Here is a 4,031-nt window from a genome sequence, read left to right as displayed (position 1 = left end):
CTCCTGCATGGAGACGCGATTAGATCACAGACGATCTGCCTGTTCAAATTTCATTAACAAAGTGCGATCCCGCCCTGGGGTTTGCGTACCTTGGATGTATGACGCAGAAACCCTATCGACCAGATATTCCGCCGAGCCCAAACCTGCTTTATCAAGGAGCATTTTATGTGTGCCGTGCCGAATACCACACCACGCAGACAATTCCCTACTGCATTTACCATTCTGTTTCTTATTATGTTGCTGGCCATTGCGCTGACCTGGATAATTCCGGCGGGCGCCTATGCCAAGCTCTCTTATAATCCGGCCAGTGAAAGCCTGATGGTCAATAGCCTACAGGGGGAAATAAGCCGACTTCCCGCAACCCAGGATGCCCTGGCAAAACTCAATATCAATATTGCGGTGGAGCAATTTACCAACGGCACCATCCGCAAGCCCATCGCCATTCCCGGCACCTATGCCCGGCTGGAACAAGCGCCCAAGGGGCTCGGTGACGTGGCAGTCAGCATGGTCAAGGGCACCATAGAGGGGGCGGATATCATCGTCTTTATTCTGGTGCTCGGGGGGCTGATCGGCGTCATCAACAAGACAGGTGCCTTCAGTGCAGGGCTGGTGGCGTTGTCGCGCAAGACCCGGGGCAACGAGTTCCTGTTTGTGGCGCTGGTCTGCTTCGTAATGGCGCTGGGAGGCACCACCTGCGGACTGGAGGAAGAGGCGGTCGCCTTCTACCCCATACTGGTGCCCATCTTTCTGGCGCTCGGCTATGACTCCATCGTCTGCGTAGGGGCCATCTTCCTCGCCGCCTCCATGGGCACCACCTTCTCCACCATCAATCCCTTCTCGGTGGTGATCGCCTCCAATGCCGCCGGCATTCCCTTTACCGAGGGGCTGATCTTTCGCGCCATTGGCTGTCTGGTGGGCACTCTGGTGGTGATCGGTTATCTCTACTGGTACTGCAAGAAGATCAAGGCCAACCCAGCCTTCTCCTACACCTATGAGGACAGAGAGAGCTTTCGCGCCCGTTTTCTCAAAGAGGGCTCTATGGACGAAGGGGTGCCCTTCACCCTGCGCCGCAAGATCATTCTGACCCTGTTTATCCTCGCCTTCCCGCTGATGGTGTGGGGCGTCTCCATGGCCGGTTGGTGGTTTCCGCAGATGGCGGCCTCCTTCCTGACCATCGCCATCATCATCATTTTTATCTCGGGCCTGAAAGAGAAAGAGGCGGTCGAAGCCTTTACTCAGGGGGCATCAGAACTGGTGGCCGTCTCCCTCATCATCGGGCTGGCACGGGGGGTCAATCTGGTGCTGGATCAGGGGATGATCTCGGACACCATTCTGGCCTACGCCTCCGAGCTGGTCTCCGGCATGCATGGCACCGTGTTCGCGGTGGCGCAGATGCTGGTGTTCACCCTGCTGGGGCTGGTGGTGCCCTCCTCCTCCGGGCTCGCGGTGCTCTCCATGCCCATCATGGCGCCGCTGGCGGATACAGTGATGATCCCGCGCTATATCGTGGTGTCGGCCTACAACTGGGGCCAATACGCCATGCTGTTCCTAGCCCCCACCGGACTGGTCCTGGTCACTCTGCAGATGCTCGGCATCCAGTTCAACAAGTGGGTCAAGTTCGTGCTGCCCATGGTGGGCTTTGTGCTGGGATTTGGCGCCCTGATGCTGGTGGCGCAAGTGATGTTGGCCTGATGGGCCTTTGATAGATGAGTGACAACACCCCGTGCCTGGCGCGGGGTGTTCTTTTGTCAGCCTTAGTGGCGCACCCGCCCCTGCTGGCGGAAGCAGTAGAGTTTAAGGCTGATGTCGGCGATATCGGCGGGAAGCTCCTCTCCCTGCTCGGGCAGTGGCCGGTAGAGGGATGAGAGCAGACGTTCGGCCTGCTGCACCGTGATGATGTTGGCCTGGATGGCCGGGGTGATCCAGCTGGGTAACATTGACATATCTCCCCCTCGTTGATCCGTTGATCTCGGGTGAACATCTTCATATCAGGTCTTACGCCGTTGTCTGCCGGCCCATTCACCCTCTGCTTCACCCAATCAAAGCAAAATGCTTGCCGTGATCTCTTATCGGCCAACATCCGATGGGGCTGGAGCCATTTATCAACCACTTGCGTGGCCATCTCAACGAACAGAGCCCTTTCTCAAGGCCTCCCTTGACCTGCCCCCGTCAGCACTTTGCCACTCTGGCATTCTGCTCACCGCACGCCTTGCAAATTGCGACTCGAATTGCTCCTTATTACACGGGCACAGTCCACCATGCGCCGGAAACTGGTCACTTTTAGTCCGTTGTCGCCAAAGCCAGACACTTTTTCGGGGTGACTGTTTTTTGACCTTGCCAGCGCCTGTCGCAGACCCATCCCCCTCGCCTTGTCCGGCCAACCGGTTATGACAAGATGGCGCCAGATTGGAACAGCCCATATGGGTATGCAGGAGAAGAACAAGATGAACAGATCCATGATGGCAGGTATCGGTATTGGCATCGCCTCGGCCCTGGCGCTCTCGGCGGCGGCCAGTGGCTCGCTCTTTACACCACAACCCACCTTTGCCGAGGTGATTGCCAGCAAGCCGATCACCGAGACCATCAAGACTCCCCGCCAGGAGTGTCGCAACGTCACCGTGACCCATCGCAAGCCGGTACAGGATGAGCACAAGATCCTCGGTACCGTGGTGGGCGCAGCGCTGGGTGGCGTGGTCGGCCACCAGTTTGGCGGTGGCAGCGGCAAGAAGGTGGCCACTGCTGCAGGGGCCGTCGCGGGGGGTTATGCCGGTAATCAGGTGCAGGGCAATATGCAGGCGGGGGATACCTACACCACCACCGAACGGCGCTGCAAAACCGTGCAGGATACTAGCGTCAACACCATAGGTTATGACGTGACCTATCGCCTCGCAGGTCAGGAGGGGGTGATCCGCATGAAGCAAGCCCCCGGTGCCACCATTCCGGTCAAAGATGGCAAATTGGTGATCGACCTGCCAAAAGTGTGATGTCCCCAGACCCCACTCAGCAGCAGGCCCGCCTCTTTCGAGGCGGGCCTGTGTTTTTGGGCGGCTTGATTTCCTTTTTTCAAACAACGGCACGCACCACTCACGGCACCCGAACTATCACCCTTTGCAGCACTTCTTCACCGCCCGCACCACGTTCTGATAACCGGTACAACGGCAGAGGTTGCCCGACAGCCCGCGGCGGATCTCCGCATCGGTCAGCGGACGGCGCTCGGTCTTGTCGAGCAGGGCGGCGCTCGCCATCACGAGGCCCGGCGTGCAAAAACCGCACTGCACCGCCCCCTCGTCGATAAAGGCCTGTTGCACGTCGGAGAGCTCATTTCCCTTGCGCTCCCCCTCCACGGTACGAATGGATTTGCCATCGGCCCAGACCGCCAGATAGAGGCAGCTGTCGATAGCCGTGCCATTCACCCGCACGGTACAGGCGCCGCACTCACCGACACTGCACCCCTCTTTCACACTGATAAGCCCCTGCCCACGCAGGAAGTGGAGCAGCGACATGGTGGGCGACACAGCATAGGAGTATGGTTTGCCGTTGATCTCGCACTGGATCTCTACGGCGGGACAGCTTTGCGGTTGCATCATAGGATCTTGCCTCCGGCACGTTCGACTGCGCAGGCGACCACCCGCTGCGCCAGGGTTTTGATAAGGTGCAGGCGAAACTCCTTCTCTGCCCGCCAGGAGGATCGCGGCGCCACATCGGCTACCACCGCCTCGGCAATCGCTGCCAGTGTGGCGCGAGTCAGGGGTTGGCCCTCGGCCGCGGCTTCCGCGTGAGGCGTGCGCACCGGTGTCGGTGCCGCCACCCCATAGGCCAGCCGCAGACTCTTGAAGTGACCATCCTCAATCTGGCAGTAGGCGGCACAACCGATGGTGGCGATATCCATGGCATCGCGCATGGCGTATTTGAAGTAGTGGGAGCCCACATGGGGATGAGTATCCGGGGCGAAATCTTAACCATCCCCTCATATGAGCGAGGCGTGGCGCGGCTTCTGAGGTATGATCGCCATCCTTGACCAGCTAATACCC

The 4,031-nt window shown here is 59.2% G+C and carries 4 protein-coding genes and 1 pseudogene; 2 read left to right on the top strand and 3 right to left on the bottom strand.

Annotated features, from left to right (window positions below):
• The first annotated feature begins 165 nt into the window (after positions 1-165).
• Positions 166-1,692 carry a YfcC family protein gene (locus OKC42_RS22485; protein WP_270820930.1) on the top strand — a complete coding sequence of 509 codons (1,527 nt, stop codon included), beginning with the start codon at positions 166-168 and terminating at the stop codon, positions 1,690-1,692.
• 62 nt (positions 1,693-1,754) lie between these two features.
• Here the strand turns inward: OKC42_RS22485 and OKC42_RS22480 are convergent, their stop codons facing one another.
• Positions 1,755-1,943, bottom strand: coding sequence for a hypothetical protein (locus tag OKC42_RS22480; protein ID WP_139462459.1), 189 nt, complete (start codon positions 1,941-1,943; stop codon positions 1,755-1,757).
• 501 nt (positions 1,944-2,444) lie between these two features.
• On the opposite strand from OKC42_RS22480, the gene OKC42_RS22475 reads away from it, so the two are divergent.
• Positions 2,445-2,984: a glycine zipper 2TM domain-containing protein gene (locus tag OKC42_RS22475; protein WP_270820929.1), complete on the top strand. Its 540-nt coding sequence runs from the start codon at positions 2,445-2,447 to the stop codon at positions 2,982-2,984.
• Positions 2,985-3,101: 117 nt separating this feature from the next.
• On the opposite strand, the gene xdhC is transcribed toward OKC42_RS22475, so the two are convergent.
• Together xdhC and OKC42_RS22465 are read right to left on the bottom strand one after the other, a co-directional pair.
• Complete coding sequence (gene xdhC / locus OKC42_RS22470) at positions 3,102-3,587, bottom strand: xanthine dehydrogenase iron sulfur-binding subunit XdhC (protein ID WP_005345665.1); 486 nt, start codon at positions 3,585-3,587, stop codon at positions 3,102-3,104.
• Positions 3,584-3,952: pseudogene (locus OKC42_RS22465) on the bottom strand (xanthine dehydrogenase FAD-binding subunit XdhB); the annotation flags it as partial. The pseudogene OKC42_RS22465 and the gene xdhC, both read right to left, overlap by 4 nt.
• Positions 3,953-4,031 lie beyond the last annotated feature (79 nt).

The sequence above is a fragment of the Aeromonas sp. Y311-2 genome (assembly GCF_027706025.1).
GTDB classification, from domain to species: Bacteria; Pseudomonadota; Gammaproteobacteria; order Enterobacterales; family Aeromonadaceae; genus Aeromonas; species Aeromonas veronii.
This window is presented reverse-complemented; position numbering and strand designations above follow the sequence as displayed.